The sequence below is a fragment of the Halorussus limi genome (genome assembly GCF_023238205.1).
GTDB classification, from domain to species: Archaea; Halobacteriota; Halobacteria; order Halobacteriales; family Haladaptataceae; genus Halorussus; species Halorussus limi.
On record NZ_CP096659.1, the window covers coordinates 1,982,161 to 2,007,647 of the forward strand.

Annotated in this window: 21 protein-coding genes; 12 read left to right on the forward strand and 9 right to left on the reverse strand. The window is 58.9% G+C overall.

Annotation, left to right across the window (positions count from 1 at the left end; all coding sequences use genetic code 11):
• Positions 1-220 precede the first annotated feature (220 nt).
• Complete coding sequence (locus tag M0R89_RS10230) at positions 221-778, forward strand: sugar O-acetyltransferase (protein ID WP_248648983.1); 558 nt, start codon at positions 221-223, stop codon at positions 776-778.
• A gap of 32 nt (positions 779-810) precedes the next feature.
• Here the strand turns inward: M0R89_RS10230 and M0R89_RS10235 are convergent, their stop codons facing one another.
• Entirely contained in the window at positions 811-1,158 is a 348-nt protein-coding gene (locus M0R89_RS10235) for a DUF192 domain-containing protein (RefSeq protein ID WP_248648984.1), read from the reverse strand.
• A gap of 386 nt (positions 1,159-1,544) precedes the next feature.
• Here M0R89_RS10235 and M0R89_RS10240 point away from each other — a divergent pair, with 386 nt between their 5' ends.
• The 7 genes from M0R89_RS10240 (at position 1,545) to M0R89_RS10270 (ending at position 6,794) form a co-directional block, all read left to right on the forward strand.
• Positions 1,545-1,868: a hypothetical protein gene (locus tag M0R89_RS10240; protein ID WP_248648985.1), complete on the forward strand. Its 324-nt coding sequence runs from the start codon at positions 1,545-1,547 to the stop codon at positions 1,866-1,868.
• 87 nt (positions 1,869-1,955) lie between these two features.
• A complete protein-coding gene (locus tag M0R89_RS10245) occupies positions 1,956-2,546 on the forward strand; it encodes a DUF7097 family protein (protein WP_248648986.1) in 591 nt (196 codons plus the stop codon).
• A gap of 81 nt (positions 2,547-2,627) precedes the next feature.
• The gene (locus tag M0R89_RS10250) at positions 2,628-3,068 is read left to right on the forward strand and encodes a VOC family protein (protein ID WP_248648987.1); all 441 of its coding nucleotides are present in this window, start codon (positions 2,628-2,630) and stop codon (positions 3,066-3,068) included.
• A 79-nt stretch (positions 3,069-3,147) separates the two neighbouring features.
• Entirely contained in the window at positions 3,148-3,696 is a 549-nt protein-coding gene (locus M0R89_RS10255) for a GMP synthase subunit A (protein ID WP_248648988.1), read from the forward strand.
• 76 nt (positions 3,697-3,772) lie between these two features.
• A complete protein-coding gene (locus tag M0R89_RS10260; protein WP_248648989.1) occupies positions 3,773-4,102 on the forward strand; it encodes a putative quinol monooxygenase in 330 nt (109 codons plus the stop codon).
• A 64-nt stretch (positions 4,103-4,166) separates the two neighbouring features.
• Positions 4,167-6,131, forward strand: a complete 1,965-nt coding sequence (locus tag M0R89_RS10265; protein WP_248648990.1) for a DUF2070 family protein — start codon at positions 4,167-4,169, stop codon at positions 6,129-6,131.
• Positions 6,132-6,299: 168 nt separating this feature from the next.
• On the forward strand, positions 6,300-6,794 hold the full coding sequence (locus M0R89_RS10270; RefSeq protein ID WP_248648991.1) for a hypothetical protein: 495 nt from the start codon (positions 6,300-6,302) through the stop codon (positions 6,792-6,794).
• A gap of 65 nt (positions 6,795-6,859) precedes the next feature.
• On the opposite strand, the gene M0R89_RS10275 is transcribed toward M0R89_RS10270, so the two are convergent.
• A complete protein-coding gene (locus M0R89_RS10275) occupies positions 6,860-7,876 on the reverse strand; it encodes a diacylglycerol/lipid kinase family protein (protein WP_248648992.1) in 1,017 nt (338 codons plus the stop codon).
• Positions 7,877-8,171: 295 nt separating this feature from the next.
• Here M0R89_RS10275 and M0R89_RS10280 point away from each other — a divergent pair, with 295 nt between their 5' ends.
• Both M0R89_RS10280 and M0R89_RS10285 read left to right on the forward strand, forming a co-directional pair.
• The gene (locus M0R89_RS10280) at positions 8,172-8,867 is read left to right on the forward strand and encodes a hypothetical protein (RefSeq protein ID WP_248648993.1); all 696 of its coding nucleotides are present in this window, start codon (positions 8,172-8,174) and stop codon (positions 8,865-8,867) included.
• A 131-nt stretch (positions 8,868-8,998) separates the two neighbouring features.
• Positions 8,999-10,024 (forward strand): hypothetical protein, encoded by a 1,026-nt coding sequence (locus tag M0R89_RS10285; RefSeq protein ID WP_248648994.1) that lies wholly within the window; start codon positions 8,999-9,001, stop codon positions 10,022-10,024.
• 58 nt (positions 10,025-10,082) lie between these two features.
• Here M0R89_RS10285 and M0R89_RS10290 read toward each other — a convergent pair whose 3' ends face one another.
• Positions 10,083-10,700 (reverse strand): hypothetical protein, encoded by a 618-nt coding sequence (locus M0R89_RS10290; RefSeq protein ID WP_248648995.1) that lies wholly within the window; start codon positions 10,698-10,700, stop codon positions 10,083-10,085.
• A gap of 103 nt (positions 10,701-10,803) precedes the next feature.
• Positions 10,804-11,538 carry a hypothetical protein gene (locus tag M0R89_RS10295; RefSeq protein WP_248648996.1) on the reverse strand — a complete coding sequence of 245 codons (735 nt, stop codon included), beginning with the start codon at positions 11,536-11,538 and terminating at the stop codon, positions 10,804-10,806.
• Between the two features lie 219 nt (positions 11,539-11,757).
• On the opposite strand from M0R89_RS10295, the gene M0R89_RS10300 reads away from it, so the two are divergent.
• Entirely contained in the window at positions 11,758-15,552 is a 3,795-nt protein-coding gene (locus tag M0R89_RS10300; RefSeq protein ID WP_248648997.1) for a helicase-related protein, read from the forward strand.
• A gap of 42 nt (positions 15,553-15,594) precedes the next feature.
• Here M0R89_RS10300 and M0R89_RS10305 read toward each other — a convergent pair whose 3' ends face one another.
• The 3 genes from M0R89_RS10305 to M0R89_RS10315 all read right to left on the reverse strand — a co-directional run bounded on the left by M0R89_RS10305 (position 15,595) and on the right by M0R89_RS10315 (position 21,158).
• Complete coding sequence (locus M0R89_RS10305; protein WP_248648998.1) at positions 15,595-19,182, reverse strand: Eco57I restriction-modification methylase domain-containing protein; 3,588 nt, start codon at positions 19,180-19,182, stop codon at positions 15,595-15,597.
• A 244-nt stretch (positions 19,183-19,426) separates the two neighbouring features.
• The gene (locus M0R89_RS10310) at positions 19,427-20,089 is read right to left on the reverse strand and encodes a rhomboid family intramembrane serine protease (protein ID WP_248648999.1); all 663 of its coding nucleotides are present in this window, start codon (positions 20,087-20,089) and stop codon (positions 19,427-19,429) included.
• 64 nt (positions 20,090-20,153) lie between these two features.
• A complete protein-coding gene (locus M0R89_RS10315) occupies positions 20,154-21,158 on the reverse strand; it encodes a Cdc6/Cdc18 family protein (RefSeq protein WP_248649000.1) in 1,005 nt (334 codons plus the stop codon).
• Positions 21,159-21,858: 700 nt separating this feature from the next.
• On the opposite strand from M0R89_RS10315, the gene M0R89_RS10320 reads away from it, so the two are divergent.
• Entirely contained in the window at positions 21,859-23,622 is a 1,764-nt protein-coding gene (locus tag M0R89_RS10320; protein ID WP_248649001.1) for a transposase, read from the forward strand.
• A gap of 286 nt (positions 23,623-23,908) precedes the next feature.
• Here M0R89_RS10320 and M0R89_RS10325 read toward each other — a convergent pair whose 3' ends face one another.
• A complete protein-coding gene (locus M0R89_RS10325) occupies positions 23,909-24,556 on the reverse strand; it encodes a helix-turn-helix domain-containing protein (RefSeq protein ID WP_248649002.1) in 648 nt (215 codons plus the stop codon).
• Positions 24,557-24,616: 60 nt separating this feature from the next.
• On the reverse strand, positions 24,617-25,264 hold the full coding sequence (locus M0R89_RS10330; protein ID WP_248649003.1) for a helix-turn-helix domain-containing protein: 648 nt from the start codon (positions 25,262-25,264) through the stop codon (positions 24,617-24,619).
• Positions 25,265-25,487: the final 223 nt, after the last annotated feature.

The window sequence follows — 25,487 nt, forward strand, 5'->3', positions numbered from 1 at the left end:
GGGAGGTGTGTTATTCGGGGGACCCCCGAATAAATCGTTCACTGGCCATGATTGACCACGCCGTCCCTTTCACCGGGGTACAGTTAAGCGGGGCTTTGTGACAGGACGGTCTGTCGGACCCGGCCACGCTCGATCGAGGTCGGACGACGAACCCAGACCGGCGACGCTCGGACCGACGCCCTACCGTACGTTTTTCAATGTCGGAAAAGTGACGACGGCCATGGGCTCCGAGAAGGAGAAGATGCTGAACGGCGAACTGTACGACGCCGACGCTCCCGAACTCCGCGCCGAGCGAGAGCGCGCGCGGGAACTCACGCGGCGCTACAACCGGACGGGGGCCGACGACCGGGAGACGCGGCGGCAGATACTCGAAGAACTGCTGGGGTCGCTCGGCGACGAGTGCGAGATAGAACCGCCGTTCCGGTGCGACTACGGGTACAACGTCCACGTCGGCGAGAACTTCTACGCGAACTTCGACTGCGTCGTTCTGGACGTGCGTCGAGTGGAGTTCGGAGACAACTGCCAAGTCGGGCCGGGCGTCCACGTCTACACGGCGACCCACCCGCTGAAGGCGGCGGACCGAATCGAAGGCCCCGAGTACGGGAAACCGGTTACGGTGGGCGACAACGTCTGGATAGGCGGACGGGCCGTTCTCAATCCGGGGGTGACGGTCGGCGACGACGCCGTCGTCGGTTCCGGGGCCGTCGTGACGGACGACGTTCCCGACGGCGTCGTGGTGCAGGGGAACCCGGCGACCGTCGTCAAGGAACTCGACTGACGGCGCCGAAGCGTCGTTTCAGGACGACCGGCTTAGCGTTCGAGGCGGACCTCGTCGCCGACCGACACAGCGTCCGCGCTCCCCGCCGGGAGTTCGATTAACCGGTCGGCCTCGGCCTCCGCCAGTCCGGTCCACGCCGAGAGGCGCTCTTTCCGCTGGACCTCGTCGTCCCGAAGCCACAGCACGTCCAGGGGGAAGGGGACGAACACCATGTGAACGTCTCTGCTCGCCGCCTCGTCGAACCGGAAGACGAGCGCGTATTCGTCGGGAATCGACCGCCGGAACATCAGGCCCCGGGCCTGCGAAAGAAACGAGTCGGCGGTCTCGACCTCGGTGGCGATGACCTGCTCGGTCCGGCCGTCGTCGCGTACCAGTCGCACGGACGGGAGTGTTCGGTCCGGTGAGAAAAGCGTTTCCGTCGCCGCGTTCGCGGCGACCGGTCGAACGGTCCGGGAGCGTCGCAACCGTCCGAACTCGGCGCGAAATCGGGGCGGTAATGGACGGAATACTCGACTTTCAGGCCCTGAATCCGGAGTTTTGGCCACTCGATTGTCCGGCCGTTTCGGTGGCGATAACGCTCGAATACACCCGGAACGCGGAACGGTTGCGGAGGTTCGTGAGTGCTTGAACCGCGGGTCGTGATACCACTCCGAACTGTAACGAATTGCTTACTCGGAAGTGAGTAAACCTTTTAAAATTCCACCGTCTACATTGAGTCGATGACGGAAACCCCGACTCACTCCCCCACCGAAACGGAGCGTGAACGATGATGTGGCAGGACTTCGTCTTCCTCGCGGGAAGCGTCTTCTCGCTCGTCGTCCTCGTCCCGACCCTCCGCGATTCGATGGCCAACGTCCCGTTAGGAACCGCCCTTCCCTCCGCGACTATCGGGTTCATCTACGGGACGGCGTTTCTCACTCTCGGCATGACGATGTCCGCCGTCGGGTCGCTCCTCACGGGCGTCATGTGGAGTCTCATCGCCGCGCTTCGCTCGCCCCATCCCTACAACTCCACGACGCGTTCGGACTCCGCCTCTTCTTCGAACGACTCGGCGAACTCGACGACGAACGCCGCCCCGCACGCCGACTGACGCCGTTTCTCCGCGAACCCGTTCGACAGCGAGGCCGCCGGAGTCCGACCGTTTTTATCCGACGGCGTTCGAGACAGTGACGAGAGCATGAAGGAGACGCCCACCGGAACCCCGGTCGGCGTGGACGACCCCTACGACCACGCGGGCGTCTGCGACCACCTCACCGACGAGGGCAAGTGCCGGTTCGCCTTCGAGAACCCCGAGCAGGACCCGGAGTTCGCCCGCGAGCGCAGACGCGACGACCTGCGGTGTCCCGCCGTCGACCCCGACAGCGAGGCGCTATGCGCCTCGAAACGGTCGAGCGGAGAGCGAAGCGACCCGCGAGACGGGGACTGGAACTGGGAGGACTGCCCCCACTACCGGTGTCGGAACCGGAACCGCGAGTGCGTCCGGTGCGGCCTCGGAGAGCGCCGGATGGCCCACTCCGACGAGCGCCCCCTGCTCGAAGAGCATCACCTCTCGTACGCGGGCGAGGGCGAGACGCTGAGCCACGAGATTACGGTCTTCCTCTGTCGCTGGTGCCACGCCAAGGTCCACAAGTCGTGGGCGCGCATCGACGACGACGTGAACCCCGACCCCGAGGCCATCGCCGAGAAGGAGGGCAGGCGGTCGCGCGAGCAGTCCGAGGCCGGGTTCGAGTCGGCCGCCGAGCGGTTCGACTTGGACGACGAGACGTAGCGGTCGGAGTCTCTACGCGTCCCCGAACTGCCGGGCCGGCGATTCCTCGGCTATTTCGTCTTCGGGCCCGATTTCACTGTTATGGACAACGCGACCGAACTCGGGCACGTCCACCTCAAGGTCCGCGACGTGGACCGAGCAGTGGCGTTCTACCGCGACGTGCTGGGACTCGACGTGACCGAGCGAGTCGGTAACTTCGCCTTCCTCTCGTTCGGCGAGCGCCACCACGACGTCGCGCTCCAAGGTCTCGGCCCGGACGCCGAGGGTCCCGGCCGCGGCGTCGGACTGTACCACGCCGCGTTCGAGGTTCCGAGCGCCGACGCGCTCCGCGAGACGCACCGACGACTCCGCGAGCGCGGGGTCGCCGTCTCTCCGGTGGACCACGGTATCAGCAAGGCGCTGTACTTCGAGGACCCCGACGGGAACGGTCTGGAGGTGTACCTCGACACCCGTGAGGGGAACGACCGCACGGAGTGGCGCGGCGAGAACGCGCAGTTCGACCCGGAGTCGCTCGGGGAGTGACCGCGAGTCGGTCGTCGCACCGGCGCGCGACTCCCCGTCATCGAACGGCTTTAGTAGGGCTGTTAACTACGATTCGGCAATGACTCGTATCGTCGTGGTTGACAACCACGGGCAGTTCACGCACCTCGAACATCGCGCGCTCCGCGACATGGGCGTCGAGACCGAAATCGTCGAGAACACGACGCCCGCGGAGGAAATCGACGCCGACGGACTCGTCCTCTCCGGGGGTCCCGACATCGACGACATCGGCAACTGCGCCGACTACCTCGACCTCGACGTGCCCGTGCTGGGCATCTGTCTGGGCATGCAGGTCATCGCCGACGAACTGGGCGGCCGGGTCGGCGAGGGCGAGTACGGCGGCTACGCCGACGTGACCGTCGAGATTCTGGACGACGACGACCCGCTCGTCGGGTCGCTTGCGCCCGAGACCCGCGTCTGGGCGAGCCACGCCGACGAGGTCAAGGAGGTCCCCGAGGGCTTCGCGCGGACCGCCAAGAGCGACGTCTGCGGCGTCGAAGCGATGGCCGACCCCGACCGCGACCTCTACGGCGTCCAGTGGCACCCCGAAGTCGCCCACACCGAGGAGGGCGAGGAAGTGTTCGAGAACTTCCGGGCCGTCTGCGAGTAACTCGCGGCGTACCGGGTCCCCGCCGCTCCTGTTCCCGACCCAACACTTTTGCGTCCGGTGTGTGAGGTGTTTGGTGATGATAGTCGTTCACGCCAGCGTTCCCATCGACCCGGACCGGCGCGAGGAGGCGCTCGACAGCGCTCGCGACCTCGCGGAACGGACGCGGGCCGAGGAGGGCGTCCTCGACTACGCGGCGACGACGGACGTCTCGGACCCGAACGTGGTGCGATTCTTCGAGTGGTACGAGGACGAGGAGGCGCTCGACGCCCACCAGCGGACCGACCACTACCGGGAGTGGGTCGAGGCGCTGCCCGACCAACTCGACGGCGACGTCGAGGACCTCGACGTGACGCAGTTCGTCGTGGACGAGGCGTTCGACCCGAACGCGGACGTCGACCGCGAGTAACCCCGGTCGCAGTCGGTCGCTCCGGAGTACCACCTTTTAACCTTCCCCGCCGAAAGACCCGTGTATGACAGCGACGCAGGGCGACCTCGCCAGTCTGTCGCGGTACATCTTCCGCGCGCCGCGGTGGTACGCCAGCGTGACGTTCGCGCTCCTCATCGCGGCGGTCGCGGGCGTCGGCGCGTTCGACTCGCAGTTCGTGCTGGAGGACGCGTGGCAGGGCGTGTTCTTCATCGGCGTCCCGACCGTCGCCGCCAGCCTGCTGACCACGCCGGTCGACCGCTCGCTCGGCGGCCAGTTGACCTACAACCGGTCGTCGCTGCTGGCGCTGACCTGCGAGGCCATCATCGTCGCCATCATGGCCGCGGCGGGAGCGATAGCCGCGCTCACCCCGCACCTCGGCCAGCAGTTCGTCTTCGACTCGCTCATCGTCGGTCTGGCCTCGGTGTTCGCGCTCCGCCTGCTGGTCGTGATGGCGGTCTCGGGTCGGTCGGTCCTCGTCGCCGCGATTCCCGCGAGCCTCCAGACCGCCGCGGCCGCCCTGCTGTTTTTCATCTACAGCGGGACGATGAAGTACCTCTACGTCGGCGGCGGTCCGCTGGTCGAGGTCGTGTTCATGCGGGCCGACGAGGCGCCGCCGGAACTCGGCGTCATCGTCCCCGTCGATTTCGCGCTGCTGGGCGTGATGTGTCTCATCTACGGCTCTGCGGTCTGGGCGTTCGTCCAGTTCATCGACCGGCCGTGGAAGCGCAGTCTCGGCGTGAGCGTCCTCGACTTCATCCGTGGATTCATCGGCCACATCGCCGAGGGGACCAACGAACTGGAGGGGTTCTTCGAGGACATCGGCGAGGAGGCCGTGGTGCCCGTGACGGTTCTCGCGTTCCGGAGCGCCGACGACGGCGCGGAGAAGGCCCGGTTCGTCCTGCCGATGATTCACCCCGGACCGATGGGCGAAATCGGCGGCGGCAACCTCCCCGAACGCGTCGCCGAGTCGGCCGAGGGCATCGCGTTCCCGCCCCACGCCACCGCGGGCCACGACTTCAACCTCGTGACCGAACGCGAGGTCGAGACCCTCATCGAGACGGCGAACGACGCCTTCGAGAACATCGAGTACCACGACACCGCGACCCCCGCGGTCCGCGTCCAAGAGGGCGACGCCAAGGTGGTCGGTCAGGCGTTCGGCGGCGACGCCCTGCTGGTGGCGACCTACTCGCCGGAGTTCGCCGACGACGTGGAGTACGCGGTCGGTCTCTCGGCCGCGGCGGAGGCCCGGTCGGCGGGCGTCGAGGACGTGATGCTCGTGGACGCCCACAACTGCAACAACGGACTGCAGGGGCCCGACCTCGGCCACGTATACCCCGGCAGCGAGCGCTCGTTCGAGATGATGCAGGCCGCGGGCGAGACCGGCGACAGACTGGCCGACGCCGAGCAGGCCCCCGTCAGGATGGGCGTGGCGTGGGACGAGACCGAGTGGGAACCCCTCGACGGCATCGGCCCGCTCGGGGTCCGGGTCTCGATTCTGGAGGTCGGCGACCACCGCACGGCCTACGTCCTCGTGGACGGCAACAACATGGAACCCGGCCTGCGCGACCGCATCGTCGCGCGACTGACGGGCGAGGACGGGGCGGCGAGCGCGGGCGAGTCGTCCGGCGTGAAGGCCGCCGAGGAGTCGGCGACGGTGGCGGCCGACGGCGCGGCGCTTCCCGTCGTCGACGAGGCCGAAGTGATGACCACCGACACCCACGTCGTGAATCAGGTCGAGGCCTCGAATCAGGTCGGTGAGGCCATCGACCAGGACGAACTCGTCGCGGTCGTCGAGCGCCTCGTCGGCGAGGCGACCGAGGACCTCGAACCGGTCGAGGCGGGCATGGCCAGCGAGCGCGCAGAGGTGACGGTGTTCGGCAACGACCGGACCGAGACGCTCGCCAGCCACGCCAACGCGGTCATCTCGATGGGCGCGGCGCTGGCCGCGACGGTCGTCATGGCCGCGATGGCCGTGAGTCTGCTCATCTTCTTCATCGCGTCGTCGTGAGTCGGGGTTCGATTGTGGCCGCTCGTCGACCCCTTCTCGGTCGGTACAACCGATGCGGTTCGAGGCGTCGATACGAGGAACAGACCGCCGTGCTGTAAGCCGGAACGGCACGCCGATATTCATAAAATCGAGAGTAACATTTAACGGTTAGTTAAACGAATCCGAGACATGGAAAACAATCTGCTCGTTCCGGTGGTGATGGCTGTTGCGGGGTGCGTGGCCATCGTAATCGGCGTGTATCAGGGACTGGTCCACGTCGCGCCGGGCTACGAGGGGACTATCGTGTCGGGGTGGGACGGAGACCTGAGTCACGAGGAAGTGCTGCTCGTACAGTTGGGTGCCGTCGGCGTCGGTGGTGCGGTTGCCGCGCTTTGGCGGAAACGGCTCGCGACCGTCCCATTCGCGACGGGCGGTATCGTCGTGTTCTACGCGTTCCGAGCGGTGTTCTCTTGGTTTCGGTCATCGAGGCGACCGCTCTATCGAGAGTTCTCGCCTCGGGCACCCGGCTTCGAGGGAGAGACGGTCGTGTTCGTCCTCGGTGCAGAGCCGTTTCTGGTCGCCGGTGGCGGGCTATTGCTCGTAGGTGCTGGTATCGCGACGTCGAAATTCCGAACGCCCGTCGAAGAAGGCGACGAGTCGACGCCCCCGTCGTTACGAACGTAGGGCTACCGAGACGGCCCCGTTACGGATTCAATCAGACCGAGATTCGGGAGGGCCACCAGTCCCGTTCACTCCGGATTCGGTTCGTAGTCGTCCCCGACTTTCACCCGGAGTGCGCCCGGTCGCGTGTCGATTGTCACGCGCTCGAACTCCCGAATCTCGCCGTCGAGACTGAACGTGACCGAGTCGCCGTCGAGGCTCTCGAAGTCGAGTCGTCTGGCGTGGAGTTCCGTGACGTGCGGGGTGTCGCGTTCGAGGACCCGCTGTTCGAGGTACTCCACGACCGCGTCGTGGGCCGCGAGTCGTTCGATGATGGTGACCTCCAGCAGTCCGTCTTCGGCGTCGGCCTGTCCGCCCTCCTCGGCGAACTTCCGGACGTTGCCCACGAGGACGGCCTCGGCCTCGCCCGCCCACTCGGTCTCGGTCCCGTCGTCCTCCACGGCGTCGATTCTCACTTGGAGACCGTCGAAGTCGAGCGCTTCCTCGATGCCCGCGACCACGAACGCGACCGGGCCGAGGCTGTTCTTCCGATTGTGGGTCGCGGCGGCGCTCGCGTCGGCGGGCAGGCCGGCGATGGCCGAGAGGACGAACGGTTCGTCGCCCGCGACTCCGAGGTCGAGGGCGCGGGTCTCTCCGTCCGCCGCGACCTCGAAGCCCTCCGCGAGGGTTTCGACGCCGAGGCCGCGGGCGAAGAAGTTCTCGGTCCCCGCGGGCACCACGCAGAGCGTCACCGCGTCGAGTGCGTCGGCCCGGACGAGACCCTGCACGACTTCGTGGAGCGTACCGTCGCCGCCGCAGACCGCCAGCGTCTCCACGCCGTCGGCGGCGGCCCGTTCGGCGAGGTCGGTACCGTGGCCCGCGTGCTCGGTCTCCGCGACGGTGAACCCGTAGTCGTCGGCGAGGTCACGGACGCGCTCGACGTGGGTTCCGCCGCCGCTGGTCGGGTTCAGAATCAGTCGGCGGGCGTCGGTCCCGCCGTCGGGCGCGGTGTCGGTCTCCCGGTTGGCGTCCGTCCGGGCATCGGGCGTGTCGTCAGCCCGGGCGTCGCCGTGGCTCGCACCGTCCGCGCCACTCTCGCGGTTCATACGTCGACTACGCTCGCGTTCCCTAAATGCTCGGAGGCCGGAGTCGTCCCGGGAGGCGATAGGTCCGGCGACCGGTCCACACTCCGGTCGGTCGGCGATTCGCTTCCGACTCGTGTGGCCGGCGGCGACATCGGCGTCAAGTTACGAACGACACAAAACGTTCACGAGTTGTGTTCGCATCCGGGTTCGTTGCAACCTAGGACCCAGTATTGGTCAGGAATTAGTAAGGTAGACGGGGGATCGAAGTTTTCACGAGGTTTTATCTGAAACGGGGTGATACCCCAAATCAGGCGAAATGTCTGACCGACCAACAACAATCGATGATCACGACCCTCTCGCCAATAATATTCTCCGCGTACTACAGGACTTCATCGACGAAATCGGCGACCGCGAATGTACCGGGCACTTCGATAAGGTCGTGGACGGAAACTTCTACCTCAAGGGCAAGCACCTCACCCAAGAACCAGAGCGGTTTATCGAGGACTACTTAGTCTTCCCAATTCTCAAACAGGCACTCGGGTACTCGCTTCGCCCGCGACCGAAGCAGTACGCGCCTCGCTGGCCGAAAAGCGGCGGTATCCCAGATTTCTGCGTCACCTCGATTCCGGTCGACGTGGCGATGCAGAACGATCTTCGGTTCTTCGGCGAGGTGAAACCGCCGAAGAAGATCGAGCGAGCACACGATGACATGGAAGAGTACCTCGACAGTGACTTGGATATTCACGCGGTCGCAATCCTTTCTGACGGGTTTGACTGGGAGCTCTGGGTTCGACCACGGAATCACACAATCGAGGAACTGGAGAATCCCTATGCAAAGGCCAGTCTACGCGACTCGCTCAAGATGGTGAGAACACGCAATATGGCCATTGACTCGTATCGGCCGCACAAAGTTCGGAACCAGATCGACGTGGACGGCTTCTCTGCCTTCGAATTCGACGCTGTGATGAGCGTGATTCACGACGAGTTCGGTATGGAACGGCTTTCTAACTGATCTTAGGCGCGAACTCACGTCCACGCGCAACAATAACTGTTCCGACCATATTCAATGACTAACCCATCTCTTCATAGAACAGACCTTCCATACTTTACTATTAAGTGACATGGTGTGCTAAACTAGTGTAGATGCGAAGACGAGAATTCCTCCGCTTCAGCGCCGTCTCTCTTTTCGGCCTCCAGAGTAGTCACACGACACAACTTGTCCAAGCACAGTCGGAATTGGGGCCGGATGTATCCGCGACGATTATCAACACGGTCGACGCGATTCGAGAGAACACCGACTTCGAGAAGGTCGATGTTAAGAAATCAATCGACAAGATGTGTTCCTCGTACAGTAGCTTCGCAGAAAAGGCAAAGACCGAATTCCGAACCCTCAGCTCGAACAACTCCCTACTTCGCTACGTTGCCCGCACTACGGCGGACGTCCTCCACGTTCTCCAAGACACACTCGGTCTCGATCTCTCCCCACTCGAAGACACCGTAGGTATCAGGATTGCGGATAACCCAGTCTCGAGCATTGCTTCAACACTTGAAGACGCGCTCAGCAGTTTCGACAACGCCCTCAGAAGCATCTCGTCTCTCGTCCCGGTGGCGGGAAGCCTCTTCGGGATGGTTGAGAACGGGTGTGCCTACGACCGATTTGCCGAGCAGGAGAAAGAAGATAAAGCAGAAGAAGCAAAGGAGGACTTCCTGATTTGCGCCGTCATGCTACTTCTTGATCTCCTCCTCATCTACACCGGTGGCACCTACAAGATTGCTTTCCGGGGCACACGGAAAATTGCGAACACGCTGTTGGTGAGAATCCGCAGCCTAATCGGATTTGATGCGTATTCCATCGTCATGAAAACCGTCTACTGGCTCGTTCACGGAACAGTGGAGAATTCACCCAGCCTCATCGCCGAGGAGATCGATGAAACCGAAACGACGTTGGAAGGTGTCGACATCGATTACAACGAATCAGAGTTCCTTGAAGTCGGCTACGACCAGACAGACAAAAAGCAGTTGCAACGCCAAACCAACGAAAGAGATCGGTTCGACGACGAAGATTCATCAGACGACATTCTGGATGACGATGGGGGCAAGTTGTTCGACCTCCCGAGCCTGTCAGAATGGGGGAACGGGAAAGACGATAGGCCTTGGGTGCCCGGATAAACCTTCAGTATCGGTCTTCGATAATCGGCCGTGAAATCCGGTCTACAGGCATATCGTTCTATTGACGAAATAACAGAACAAGAACCACAAGGAGCATCACTCCAACCCCGATTTGTTCTTTCGGGAGTGAATCAATGAACCCGGTGATACCGCCGACAATACTCTCTATAACCCGGTTCACTGTTGACGTTACACCGCCGACAATATAGCTGGTAACTCCGTTTATAATCGAAGTAGCTACTCTTAGCAGATAGTCCAGCAAAGGAGGACCGAGCCACGGACCAAGTGCAATCAAGGTCCCAATGACGAGCAAGCCAGTACCATAGAGGCCGCCGTCATTGATATTCCAGTTCTTCCGGTCGTTTATTACGAATGGACCGAGGAACAGCAATGCTCCGAAACAGGATACTAAGAGGCGTGGATCAGACGCAATCGCACCAACGAGTGAGGTTTTGATAATTCCGACTCCAAACGCACTGACGAGTGTGAATACTACATATACGAGAGCACGCTCGCGTTTGCCAGTAAAACCCTCATCAAGGATGGGTATCCTGAAATAACGGTCACCAGATTCGGTGAGGTGGTTCCGAACGACATCAAGACACACAACCAATAGAACGACGATTAATCCACCACTCAGTGTGTTATAGAATTCTCCAAACGACTCCGAAACCATGTTCGAAAGTAGCATATCACCGAACAAAATAATACCGATTACCAACATAAGTGTAAGACTCAGACCTCTCGATTACGATTGGGCACGAACCCTCTCTACACCCCTAGAGCTTCTTTTCGGTAATATCCGTATTCGGGATGTACGCTCGAACGAGCTCTGCTAACTCCCATGTCCGGTGGAGGTCGGCGAGGTTGTGCTGGGCTACAGGGAGGAGTTCACCGCGCTCGTAACAGTACGACGCCGACCTCGAGCTTGCAAACGGATCATACTCCCGGTTGGCGTACCACTGATGGTCGGGAGCGGCCTCGGCCAGTACCGGCGGGACGTCGTCGCCGAAGAGGATGTCGTGGGCTGCATCGAGCGAGTTCACATCGTCGTGCGTGCCCCAGTATTTAGCGGTCGTGTTCAACCGCTTTTTCACCGGGTCCCACACATCGCAGTACATCACATTGTCGAACACCCAGTCGATCCCGTGGTCGATGCATCGGGTTCGGAGGAACGGCAAGTCGAACCCACCCTTCCACGAATCACCGTGAAACGCCGTTAGGCGGTTATACTCCCGGTCGAATCGGTCGAACACGACACGTTGGAGCACCTCCAGCAAGGCGGCTTCACCGTCGGCTGGGGTGACGGTGACCGTCGCGCCACTAATGTTCTCGAGGTGGGTTTCGTACTGGTCAACATCGATTTCTGTATCGCTGGTGTTCAGAACGAGTTCAACAGTCCCGTTCTCACTCGGAAACCAGAACCCTGAGACGGTGATTTTAGCGTTCCATGCAAACCCGGTCGTCTCCAAGTCCCACGAAATCTGCTTCCGGTCGTTGTCGCGGTCAATCATACCCGTGTCTCCCCAGTCCGAGTCGACATGGGAGTCCAAGAAAGGGATGGGGGTGGGATTTCCGGTTTCCGCGATCCGATGACGGCCAGTGACTACCACAACTATTACAATAGTATTGTTCTACTGTGATGACGAAAACCACGTTATCACATAGTAGAGCATTTATCGCTCGAACAGCGAGGCAAATAAGTTGCCGAAACAACAAGACCCAATAATTAGATGTTATCTCTACCCCCGCTCGTCGATAACACGGAGAAAAGCCTCGAAGACGTGTACAAGGATGTCCTCCCCGAAGTATCGGAGGCCCGGATCGCCACGGGCTACTTCTACCTCTCGGGATTCAACCTCTACCGCGAGGACCTCACGAACCTCGCCGACCCTGACGACCTCGGCCGGGCTCCACTCCGGATTCTGATGGGGCGACAAACAAACCGACAGACGGCAGACGAAATCGGCGAAGGCCAGAACCTCCGTAACCAGTTCCGCGAAAACCTCAAAAATGATATTGAGGACCTGAACAACGCCCAAATCGAGCGCCTCGACCGTCTCCGCGACTTCATTGCGGAGAACAAGGTCGAAGTCCGCGTGCGCGACCCTGAAAACGGATACTTCCACGCCAAGGGAGCGTGCTTCCGCGCCGGATCAATCGACGACATCGATGAGGACGGAACCGACGAGCGCCCCTCCGTGACGGTCGCTGGCTCGTCGAACTTCTCCGAAAGCGGTCACCGGAACAATATCGAGCTGAATTTGACGACCCGCGACCCGCACAAAGCGGAGGCATTCGAAGAGTGGTACGACAACCATTGGGCAAATGCTGAGGAATTCAGCGACGAGATCGTCCAAATCATCGAGAACAGCGGCCGGTATCAAGAGTGGAAGGATAAACAGGACGGCGAGACCGGGGACGACACTCCCGACGAAGAGTTGGGTACGTACCTCGAACCATTTGAGCTCTACAAACTCCTCGCCTACGACGAACTGGGTGGCAACGTCAGTGTTCGTGATAGCCCGCTTTACTACTTCCAGAAACTCGGGTACGAGAGCGCCAAAGAGAAACTCTCACAGTATAACGGCTGTATCATCTCAGACTCCGTCGGCCTCGGCAAGTCCTTCATCGGGGGTGAACTCCTCCACGACTACCGCCAGCGCGGCGACCGTTGCCTGCTCATCGTCCCCGCAAACCTCACCGACCAATGGGAGAAACTCCTCGAAGAGGACACCGACGAAGACGGGAATCTGTATTTTGGGCTCGAGGTCGACGGGATCCACCTCGATGTGATGAGCATCAGCAAGTTCCAAAACCTCGCCTATGAAGAGGTGCAGGACCTCCGCGACGAGTTCGATGTCCTGCTCATCGATGAGGCCCACCGGTTCCGGAATCATGGCAAGTGGCGGCCAACCCCCGAAGATGAGGATGACTACAAGGGGACGCGTCGCCACGCCAACCTCCGACAGTTGCGTGGCAAGACGATGATCATGCTGACCGCGACGCCGATCAACAACAGTGCAACCGACTTGAAGAACCTGATCAGCCTGTTCACCAGCGCCGAGGAACTCCAGAATAAGGCGAGTCTCAACTTTAACGCGTTCGACCAGTACATCGAACTCGCGCAAACACGAAAAGACATTGCGGCAGGCAACGAGGAAGTGAGCGACGCCGAAGAGAAACGGATTACCGAACAACTCCAACGCCACTCCCGAGAAATCTCGGATATCCTGAACGAGGTGATGGTACTTCGGACGCGGAAGCACGTCAAGGAGAAGATACAGGACAGCGAGGACTTCGATATGAGTTTCAAACCGCCGGAACTCAGCAAGGAACAGTACTCGTTGCCTCCGGCGTACCAACCCATCTATCGAATGCTTCCTGACGTGATGGATGCCCTCCACCTGCCCCACATCACCATCAAGAATCCAGAAGCGGGTGGGACACTCAAGGCCCTGTACAAACTCAATCTGCTGAAACGATTGGAGTCCTCGACCTACGCCTTCGTCCAATCACTCGAAACGCTTCACGAGAGTGAGCGGAATCTCCTCGGTCTGCTTGAAGAGATGCCTGAAGACGAGGAAATCGGTGTACTCCGGTCGGCACAGAATGCCGAGAGTGCCACATCGCTAGAGGATTTCGTCGAGGGAGAAGATGCGGTCGACGAGTTGGAAGAAACGCTCGAAGAGTTCGGGTTCGATACAACGGTCGTGCGGGCTGACGATGAGGACGGCAGTGATGAGATTGCCGATGCGACCGTTGGTGATGTCATCACCTATATTCGAGAGGACCTCACGCTACTCGCGTACTTCCTCACCCAGTTCATCAGCGACGTTGCCCGGAATGCTGGCGACGTTAACGACCACTCGGTCGAGGTCCGGCAATGGCTCAACGACCACGATGCCGGTGTCCTCCCGGACGTCCCAGAGGAAGAAGAGCATCCCATCCTGTATCTGGGACGCGATCTAAGTGACGCTGATTCGGCAACGCGTGACTTCTACGAATCCGTATTCACGCTCCGCGAGTTCCGCGATCCCAAGATCGACCGGTTGGCTGACGTGCTCAACGAGTACGATAAGAAGGTCCTCATCTTCACCCAGTACCGCGCTACCGCAGATTACGTACACCGAGCATTACGGGATAACCCGAAGTCGCCCTTGACCGAGGCCAACAGTGCAGTCGTCAAGGGCGGAGATGATAACAAGCAGGACATCATCAAGCGGTTCGCTCCAGAGGCGTCCGATTATCAGGAGACGCTCGCCGAATCCGATGAGACCGAACTTCAGTACGTCGTCGCCACGGACACCCTGAGCGAGGGGGTGAACCTACAGGACATCCACGTGGTCGTGAACTACGACCTCCCATGGAACCCAATGCGAATCGTCCAGCGCGTGGGTCGCATCGACCGCATCGGAAGTACGGCCGACAAGTACGTCCACAACTTCTATCCGGACGGTGACATCGAGGCCGCGATCAAGCTCCTTGAACGATTGCAGGCGAAAATCAACGACATCGCCCTCATTGTCGGGAAGGAGAACAACATCCTCGACCCGAACGAGGACCAGATTCTCGAAAAAGCCGGTGTCGAGACGGACAAGACGATTGGCGAGCTCGAAGTGGACGAAATCGAGGAATCACTCCGTAAATCCCGTGAAGTGGACGACTACAACGAGCTGGACGACACCAGTAAGAATCCGCTCTTGCGGAACGCTGGAAGTGACGAGGACGCCGCGTTCGAACGGTATCTGCTCAAACAAGAATTGAACGAGGAGTACGGCCTGAGTACCGATGACTTCGAGTTTGCAGAGGACTTCTTCGAGACACCACCAGAGGAGCGGGAACTGCTCTACACGAACGCCACTGGACATGAAACAGGGCCACGCCCCGGCGTGTTCGGTCTCGCTCACCTCTGGTTCGATGATGACAGTGAGGATGCCCCCTTAGGACGTGTTCGCCGGGCGTTCTACTATAAACCGTTCACTGATGACGTCAAGGAGCGGCCCGTTCGGACCCTTGGGATTACGCCGGACGTCGACGGTGAACCGATCACCGGGAACACCGAGAACGTGCTAGCGAATCGGGAGGACATCCAAGACGTCCTTGACGACCGCCTTGAAAGAATCCGAGAAGGACAGGTCAAGACTGCCTTTCAGCAAGGTGAAGACTTCTCGAAGGAACAGGAGACGATCTTGGACTGCATTGACTACCATATCAAACCGAACTATGGTGACGAGACAGCTCCGGTCGACGAGTACGACACGCTTGGTGAGTGGGCCGAGGTACTGCGTGACGAGTTGAAGAACGTCAAGTTGGAAAACACCGATGAAGACCGGATTCTCCGGGAGACGTTCCGGCACAACGACCAGTACGACTCGTTCGCTGACTGGCCACCTGCAGAGTTCCTCGAAGAACTTGATGGATTCATCGAAGAGAACATCGAAGCGTCCACAGAGTTTCAGGACACCTTGGTCGGTGAGAGTGAGGTGCAGGCACGACTCGTCTGCTGGGGTGTAATCGGGAGATAGTTGAGCCGGTGTCGACACCCGTTGAGCGTGCGCGTACGGTGCTTACGGGTGGGGGCCTTCCTGTTTGAGCTGGTCGTACTTTTCGAGGATGAGGTCGAAGTACTCATCCGTCATGATGCGTGGACCAGTTACACGATAGAAGTCGTTGAGGACGAACTCGGTTTCTTCTCGGTCGAGACCGTAGGCGTGGAAGGCCGCCGCGTCGATTTCAGCCTGCAGTTCACGGCGTTTATCGTCATCGGTGACTGGTTCGATTCCGCCGAGTCGGTCACGCATCTCTGCGAATTCCTCGCCGTAGCAATTCAGTCGGGCCGCTCGGGAGGCGATGTACTCGAACCAATCATCACCGTCGGTGAGTCGAGGGAGTTGTGCTTCCTCGATTACGTGCATCGACATACTCGTATCGAGTTTGGTTCTGATGAGATAGTCGAATGGAGTACTGTTCAGGAGTCCGACCGCGACGAACAGTTCCTTGTCCGTGAAAATCCGTTTGTAGACGCTGTGAAGTGGTTCTTCGTCCAAGTCGTCTTCTTGAGGGTCGATTTCGTGAGGCCGGATGACAGGGGCCTTGTGATGGCAGACGATTCCCGGTGGGAGGACTGACGCGATGAAACTACGTTCGTTGGTCGTGTTTGCGATTTCACGGAATGCGAGTCGGTAGCGTGAGCAGTCAAGGAGAACATCGTCGTGCGAGAGTGGGCCTCGACCATGTTCCTCTAAGAGCTCGTCAACGAACTGCACCTGCGATCCAGACCCGTCGAAGCTGTAGTAAATCTCTGATTTGAGTCGCTTTTTGTCCTTCTCTCGAATCCGCCGTTTCGCACTCTTATCTGGGTTTTTGTCTTCATCAACACTCCAGAGCGAGGGGCTACTCAGGTCCTCTCGAAGAGAGTTATTGTGCTCAAACTGCCAGAAATTCCCACCTCCGTAGACGGGGTAGTCACCTTCTTCCTCAGACTCGACGAAGCGGTCGGAGTCTCTCGAACGATTGAGTTCCTCCTTGTAGATGTCGATGTACCACGCTTCTTCGTCTTCTTGGCTCATGCTCTGGTGCTGCGTAATCTTCTCGATTAAGCCCAGTTCGTACTCCGACTGGACTTGCGGGAAAATCCGCACGCGTGGCGAGTACTGCTTGAGTGTGTCTTGAGGGATATTAAACGCAGTTTCATCGATATTCCGTAGAACCTCGGTATCATCCTGAAGGAACTTCCCACGAAGGTCTCCAGTGTCACCAGAGTTCTTGAACGTGAGGATGCCGAATTTCTGCTGGCCATGGATGTCGAAGATTCCGTTGTTCTCGAATGTGATTATGTCCCGGATGTCCGTTTCAGAGAGTAAGTGATCACGGAGGTCACGTGCATTCGTACCTACGAATATCTTGTTAGGGAGAATCTGAGAGATGTAGGTATCGTCATGGCCTAGCTCAAAGATGCGCTCCAAGAAAAGGGCTGAAAGATCATGTTTACCTTGTCCCCCAATATCTGGACTTTGCATCTGGAAGAAGACACTATCCGTGACGAATTGGGAGAGTGTTTGTCGACTCTCCTGATGCTGTTCCCAGCCCTTAGCGATCTCCTCGTCCTCCAACAATTCCTCCTGTTTCGCGTCTTTTTCTGAATCAGACCGTTTTCTGAACTCTGGGTCGTGGTTCGTGAAGTATTCTTCACGATCCGACGTGAGGACCTCCCATGGAGGATTTCCAATGACAATATCGAACCCATCATCACGCCAGACTTGAGCGAATTCGAGAGGCCAATGGAGTGGTGTATAATCCTCTACGACTTCTGAGGTCTCAATGTCAATCCCGGCATCTTCGAACTCTTCAGCTAGGGCTTCATCAAACTGCGGACGATGTTCTTCGATGCGTTCTTCTGCGATTTTCCGCCATTTCGTTGCTTCAGCAGCATCGGTTGCCTCTTGGTGGTTCTCTACCGCCTCGATGATGTCCTGATACCGTTCGTAGACATTCCAATCGGTGAGGTCGGTATCACCGGACTCTTTCGGATTGAGGGCCTGTGTAAAGCCCACCAGCGAGTTCCCCTGCCGGATATTGAAGTCAATGTTCGGGAGTGGCTCTACTTCTCTGGGTTCATCCTCAATGTCGGCGACCATCGACAACCAGAGACGAAGTTTGCAGATTTCGACCGCGCCTTGATCGATGTCGACCCCATAGAGGTTGTTGAGGATGATCAACCGTTTTGCGTAGAGTGATGCACTTCCGTTCCGTGAGTTTATCGTCTCCAGTTCGTCTCGCGTTCGGCTGTCGAGTTCCCAGCCTCGCCCTTCTTTATCGAGTTGCTGGAAGAACTCGATGCACTGCATATAGATGTCCAGCAGGACATCCTGTGCGGCGAGAAGGAAGGCCCCACTACCAACGGCAGGGTCAATAATGCGGGCTTCCTTGAGAACGTCGTGGTAAAGTGTCTCGACGTGTTTTGTTTCGACAGTGTCAGTCGGTGTCTGGGGCGTTACCATCCCTCCATCAGCAATCGCCTCTGCACCACTTCCACCGTCGGCTTGAGAGAAGCCGAAGACATCGTCGATTTCGTCGTATTCTGTGTCAATGGCCTCGTTCAATTGGTCGAGGAGGTAGGGGTGGATACTCCGCCGGGCCATGAATCCGGTGATCTCTTCGGGCGTGTAGTATGCGCCCATCTCTTTTTGATTGACTGTCTGCTCGAAGATGTGCCCGAGGATGGCCGGGGAGAGATTCTTCGGGTCGACCACGTCGAGACGTTCATCGACGTTCCAATTCCACTCGGAGAGGAAGTCCAGAATCTCCTCGAAAAGTTCGTTTGTCCGTTCCGATGAGTCTCCTAGTTTTGCGTCCGGGAACTCCTCCTCAACTGGGTTCTGGCTGAAGAGACCGCCGTTTAGGTATGGGAGGCTTTTCAAATCCTCTACCTGTTTGTCCTTTGCAAGTGCTTCGAAGAAGAGCGGTTCGTAGAAGTCCTCATAGACGTCTCCACCCTCTTCACGAATCACTCGGTCGTGGTGGCGGCGAAGGTAGTCTTTTTTCCGGTCGAGTAGCCGTTTCTCTTGAATGAAATACAGGAAAATAAGGCGGTCGAGAATGACCTGTACATACCGCTGTTTCGCGTCGCCTCGGTCATCAGGAACGCCGACTACCTCTTGCACAAGGTCGGTTCGTAAATCTTCGAAGTCCTCGTAGAAGTCCTCAACGACCTGCCGGGTACTGTAGAGTTCGTTGTAAATCGCCGCTGAGGACCCGTATTCGATTGAATTGAGTTTCTGAAGGATGGTGTTCTTCTGCCCGCTATCTCGTTGGAACTGGTTTTTGGTGAACGAGAGTTTTTGGTGAGTGATTCGTCCGTGTTGCTGTCCATCGACACTCCGAACCCGTGTAATGAACGTGAATTCCTCAAAATCTTGGGTGGCAACGAGATTCGTGTGCCGATTCCGGCTATCAGGTTTGAAGTCTTGGACTGATTCGCCGGGACCAGCCTTGACGACCTCGATGAACTCATCGTCGGAGAGTTGGAGAACGAGCGTGTTCTCATCACCGAGGCCCGGTCGGGGTTTGAGATTTCGTTTCTCGAACGTGGTTGCGATGTCCTGTAGCGAGTCCCAATTGGCGATATCGTCGGCGGTAATCTGTTGGAGGGTCATGCTTCAACCTGCAAATAGCAGTCAATTATCATACTGTTCTGGCTCTGCAGATAAGAATTTGAACAAGTTTGACCTGTGCTATTGGTTGGGTGACTGAATCGTTGGTGTACCGGGTGAACAGCCATAATTTGGAGGTACGCGGGGCAAATCACGAAACCAACATAATTGTTTCGTGTTCCTACCCCAGTACTGGTACTAAAAGCAAGAGTGGCAAGATGACCGACCGCAGAGGAACTGACGGTTACTAATCCGCGTCAGCAGATCGGCGCGATTCGCTACGTCGACTCGGTCGAGACGTGATTTTGACTGTCCCGTAAAGCAGCCCAGCAAGAAACCCGAATGAATGCGTGACCTTCGCCGGTTCCGCCCCCATGTAACTACTGAGATTCAGAGGGACAATGCCTGCCATGATGAACGGAATAAGTACCGAGAGTACGACGGCACTACCCCACATCTCTATGAACGAAGCGTTAGTGCCCTTATCGCGGATTTCCGGCAGTCGAATAACAGCGTAAAGAGGTGGAAGGGCGTACGCTACTCCACTTAGTCCAAGAGTGCCTGCTGACCCTGACAGCACAGCATCAATGACCACCTGCGCAACCGTTGACGCGTACGCGACTGCCACCACGAAGCCGAGGAACTCACGGGAGGTCATTTCGGCCTCGCACAACCAACCAAACAGGAACAACAACCCAACGTTGGTGATGAGATGGGCGACGCTCCCGTGCGAATACGGAGCTAAGAGGAGCCCCGGGGTGAGTTGTGCTTGCGCCACAAAGAGGAACTCGAATAGAGACGTTGAGGCCGCAGCAACGTAGATTTGAACGACTAGCAGAACCGTTACTGCGACTGCGATACTGGGCGTCAGCGGGTTCTGGTTAAGGAATTCGCGTGCTTTGCGAAGCATCTGTCATCGTATTAACCCAAGTATAGTATAAATATACGGTGCGACGAGCAGCGAATCGACCGCATTAGGAAATTATTCTGTATACCCGTCTCCGTCCCTCACCCTCGGCCTGCACGAGATTGTAATGGCAGAGTTTCCGGAGGTAGTTCCGAATCGTCCGCTCTGTTCGGGGATTATCAGCCTGATCCCGGTACTCGGCGTAGAGTTCGCCCGGTTCGATCTCACCGTAGTCGTTGATAATGTCATAGACAAGACGTTGGTGCTCAGTGAGTTTCTGGACAGTTTTCTGCTGAATTTCAGCCATTGCTTTTGGCTCTGCTTCCTCGATGAGTGCGTCCGTAATCTGGTTCCGGCCTTGCTCGACCGCGTTGCGGGCGGCCGTCCGTAGGGTGCTGATTGCGACACGAGCGTCACCTGCTGCTGCATCAGCAATCCGTTCGAGTTGGTCGGTCGTGATAGCGTCTTCACGCAGGCCCCACCGGACTCGGTCTTCGAGGATTGAGACGAGTTCCGCAACCCCGTAGCGATCGAAGTGGATGCGCATCGCGGCAGTAAGACGACTTGCCACCCGGTCATCGAGCTGGGTGAACAACTCCACTTCCCGATTGGCGATCAACACCATCGACACCTCGCGCACACGATACAGGTCGTAGAGGACGCTGGTGTCCTCATGCTGGTCGACCTCATCGAGGATGATGACGTAAGGTGGGCCGTCGTAATCGCGCAGCCGGTCGAGCAATTTGTCGGTCGGCGTGGACTCACGGTGAATATCGAGTGACTGGCCAATCCCCTCCAGCACCCGATAGAGCGTTTGAAACCGAGAGTAATTCTGCCAGCAATTGATGTAGGCGTGGTTGAAGTTGGCCACGGTGTCATTGAGTTGGTCGACTGCAAATTTGGCGATGCACGTCTTGCCCACACCCGACGGCCCGAACAAGAGTGCGGTTTCAGCGGGTTCGCCTCGCGTAATCGGGTTGAGTGCGGCTGATAGGGTGTTGAGTTCGGCGTCGCGGTGCTGGGTTTCGGCGGGCACAAACGTCGGGTCGAGCACGCGGGCATCCGTGATCATGGTTTGCGGGCCCTGCGACGCTTGTCGTGAAAAGTGCAGGTGTGGAATTTCCGGGGTTTCCAGAGGGTCTCTGGAGCTTCTGGAAAGTCCACCCCGAGCCCTTTGTCAGTATTTCGCCATCATACTGGTATGGTCGCTCAACACTTGTCTCGGCAAGCAGGGTTCGGGGGATCGGCGGGGACGTGCGCCAGACCACTACAGAATCTACCATCGAGTTTTAAGTTGGTGGGTGTTGATTCCAATTATTTGGGTTGTATAATTATATCCAAAAATCTAAAATGTTTATGAGGGTACATAACCACCAACAACTGGGGGAGAGACGCTACTCCCACGAGATAGAGGTGTTTGAGCCACCATGAGTGATATCTCTACCCAACCGGTTATCGAACCACCACACCATCCGGTAACTGTCGCAATCGACACCACCCGAACCCCGTATTGGGGGAGTGGAAACGACGTGAGAAAACCTCCAGTCGCACAAGACGCAGATCACGACTCGTGGAGACACCGAATCATCGTATACGGTGTCAGAGAAGATAGCACCGTCAATATCGACGTTAGACGGTCTGTAGACCGGCCGGGGGCGAGACTACGCTGAGATGACGCTGGGCTACGTTCCTCTGGCCCAGCAAATCTCCGGTTCCTGTCGACCCATGAACCCCCCACAGGTTCGGAGGGACGCTCCGGGGGTGATGGGGTCGTGAGGGACGAGGAGCGATTAGACTCGGTTTCAACGCCGTTAGCAGACCAAGCCGATGACATCATCGATGACGAGACGGGCTGGACGGAACTCGCTGAGCAATTGGACGTCAGTCGGTACCAGCACCGGGATACCCACCCGGAGTGGCATGATGGAACGCCGTTCCGCCCGATGTTTCTAGCATACTTGTGGGCGCTCGTCGAAGATGAATCACTGACAGGTATCCCGGGTCGCTTGGAAGACAATCCCGAACTGGCGGTAGCCTTCGGGTTTGACCCGGACAGTCTACCTTCGGAGAGTACCTGCAGACCAGTGCGGCTCAACAACCGGTTCGAAGACCTGCAATCAACGGCCAAGATCAGTGCTGAGCGTATCCGGAATCTGGGAGCCGAGCGCGGCGCACCCATCGGGTACGATCTTGGCACTATCAAGTCGGGTGACGACGACTCGGAACCGTCGAACCGGACGGTCCAACGCCTGTTACGGAAGAAGGGTAAGGAAGTCCTCAACGAGTTAAAGACCGCTGTTATCCCGTCGATGGAGGTACCGCGGCCAGACGACCCGGTGTATGACAAGGACGAGTTGCTGGTGCTTGAGGCGATTGCGGCGATTGCACAGCTAGGGGCAAACGGGGGCGGTGAGATAATGGGGGACAAGAAGAATCCCGATCCGGATTTGGATGATCCGTTCTACGAAGATGGTCCGTCAGGTGAGACGTTAGTGGAGGCGATTAAACAGATGTCGGTCGACAAGATTGCGGAGGTGATGAACTTTGGCCTACGGAAGTCGTATACTCGCGCTAAGCCTCGCCTCCAAGAGCTTGAGAACGACAATGGGTCGCGGTTTGGGGCGCGGGCCAAAATTGCGCTTGATATCACATATGTTGCTTACTATGGGGATAGAGATGAAATGGAATGGATGCAGGGCGCACCTGATGACAAAAGCTACTCATGGTGTCATAAATTTGCCACAGCCGTTATCGTCGGGGAGAACACGCATTTCATCATTGGCGTGTGTCCGCTGGGGAGTACGGAATACGCCGACACGCACGCGTATTCGGGCAAAGACCGATCATACTATGTTGGTGATGTGGCTCGCCGACTACTCTCGATTGCGAACCAATATGTCAGCATCCGCATGGTGTACGCCGACCGCGAGTTCCACGCCGCGGACGTCGTGTACACGCTCGAATCCAACGACCTCAACTATGTCATTCCAGCAAGGAAAGACAAAGACCGAATCGGACCGATTTGTGCCCGGTTCAATCAGTTAAAGCGCGGGTACGATGACGTAGACTACGACACGCCGCTCCATGTCAAGACGGACTTTCCGATGCATGGATCGGTCAAGCACGACGTCTCGAACGCCAAAGTGTACACGAATCTCGTGGTCCTCCCACCGGATGAGGACGATGACACCCACGAAGATGGGTCGCCACAGCCGTTCTTGACGAATTTGGACGTGGACGACGAGATTCCGGCGGACCGGCGGTGGGCGGCAGAGCAAATGGAGAAGTACAATGATCGGGGAGCAATCGAGAACTCGTACTCGTCGATTAAGGATGCGGCCGCGTGGACGACGTCGAAGGAGTTCGAGGTCCGGTGGTTTCATTTTGGATTTGGGTGTATTGTATATAATATGTGGTTGCTGGTGGATTTTCTCACGCAGGACCGCATTGGGGTGATTGACACGCGGAAGAAGCCCCGGATCACGTTACAGCGGTTCTTAGGCTGGTTAGAGAGGGAGTTGGTCACGCTCGTTTAATTCTCGTTCTGGGTGTGCCCGCCGCGAGTGACAACTCTCAGCATTTCTGCTATTTTCAGCGCCCGTTCAGCACAGGAGGTATAAAGTTCGCCTTACTGATGGGTTTGGCTGTGCTGATCCGGCGAATCTGAGGAGTGAACACGCGAAAAGTAGGAAATCCCCTGAACGTTTTCGGGGGCATTCGTAACCCGACATCGGCCGGCGGCGACGTCGACGACCGATGGCGACATCGACGGGCGACCCGTCGGGAAGTCACCGCCGTTCGTGGGTCGATTCGACGCGCCCGTCACTCGTCGTGAATCAGCGTGTTCCCAACGAGGTTCTCGTATCCCCGGTGGAGGCGGGCCGAGGCGGCGTTCTTCGAGATGCCGAGTTCGTCGGCGAGTCCTTCGAGGTCGGTCTCTCTCGGCACCGAGAAGTACCCCTGTCGGTAGGCGGTCACGAGCGCCTCGTACTGTTCGTCCGTGACGCCGTACTTGCCGAGCGCCTCGGGGTGGGCCGACTTGTCGAGTCGCTTGAGGTCGAACGACAGGCCGTGGGCCGCGGCGTAGTCCTGAAACGCCGAGAGGTTCTCGGCGTCCGGGAACAGTATCTCGACGGTCCAGTCCGTGCCGTCACTGGTCGCTCTCAGCACCGTCGCGCCGGCGTCCGAGACGGCGTAGACGATGCCACCGGTGTTGCACTCCCACCGGACGTAGTAGAGGCGCTGGTCGTCGTGGGTCTCGATGACGGAGGGGTCCTCGACGGAGGGGTCGTCGTCCAGCGCGGCCTCGAACGCCTCGAAGTCGACGCCGCTGACCCAGAGGAACGGCGTCACGCTCTCGTCCTCGACCGCGACCCGTTCGATTTCGGCGTGGGCGCCCGGTACGGCCTCGAGCGTCCGCGCCAGCAGGAAATCGTCGGCGGAGACCACGAACTCTGTGATTATTCCCATTCGTTTCGGTATCGAGTACGTGGTCGCCAGCGGTAAGTGTACCCGTTCGCGACGCGCCCGTCACTCGTCGTGAATTAACGTGTTCTCCACGAGGTTGGCGTACCCTCGGTGGAGGCGGGCCGAGGCGGCGTTCTTCGAGATATCGAGTTCGTCGGCGAGTTCCCCGAGCGACACCTCGCCGGGCACCGAGAAGTAGCCCTGTCGGTAGGCGGTCACGAGCGCCTCGCGCTGTTCGTCGGTCACTTCGTACTGGCCGAACGCTTCGGGGTGGGCCGAGTCGTGGAGCCACCGGAGTTCGAAGGAGAGGTCGTGGGTCGCGGCGTAGTCCTGAAACGCCGACACCGCCCCGTCGTCGGGAAAGAGCAGTTCGACCGACCAGTCGGTGCCGTCGCTGGTCGCCTGAAGAATCGTCGCGTCGACCTCCGAGACGGCGTAGACGATGCCCCTCGCGTTGCGCTTCCACGTGACCTGATAGAGGCGCTGGTCGCCGTGGTCCTCCAGCGTGACGCTCCCTTCGATGGTCGGGTCGTCGTCCAGCGCGGCCTCGAAGCCCTCGAAGTCTTCGCCCGAGGCCCAGAAGTAGGGCGTCACGCTCTCGTCCTCGACCGCGACTCGTTCGATCTCGATCCGCATCTCGGGTACGCGTTCGAGCGTCCACGCCAGCAGGAAATCGTCGCTCGTCACGGTAAACGCAGCTAACACGCTCACTGCTACCATCTCCGTCGCACCACGTATTAATTACTCGATTTCGTTGAACATCGGTGGCGCTCCGTCGCGACGGTGGCGCGGCAGTGGCAGTGGCGGAGTAATGAGGGCGGCGACAGGTGCCGGACTATGGCGTCGAGGACGACGGACTGTCGCGCGAGGAGAGGGCGAATTCTCGCACGAGTAACGTATCGCGACTCTCGGAGTCGCCGAACCGAGCGACGCG